Origin of the sequence: Mesorhizobium sp., from assembly GCF_005063415.1 — a bacterium.
Lineage (GTDB): Bacteria > Pseudomonadota > Alphaproteobacteria > Rhizobiales > Rhizobiaceae > Mesorhizobium.
In genome coordinates, this window is record NZ_SUEG01000446.1 from 1 (window position 1) to 220 (window position 220).

The 220-nt window shown below is 68.6% G+C and carries 1 protein-coding gene; it reads left to right on the forward strand.

The features are described 5' to 3' along the window. Nucleotides 1–220: DUF697 domain-containing protein (locus E5W70_RS32995; RefSeq protein ID WP_292665551.1), on the forward strand; the 220-nt coding region annotated here is incomplete at both ends.

Below are 220 nucleotides of genomic sequence, written 5' to 3' on the forward strand. Positions count from 1 at the left end.
GGCCGAATTGCGCGGCGACATCATTGACGGCGGCAATCTGGTGCGGCTGGCCGAGACCGAGATCCTCGGCCCGCTCGATGCCCGCGCCAGGGTGATGATTCTCGAAGCGGCGAAGCGCGTCTCCCTGGTGACCGCGGTCAGCCCCCGCGCGCTGGTCGACGTCGCTTACGTCGTGTTCGAAGCCGGCCGGCTGATTCGCCGCCTGTCGGAGCTCTATGGC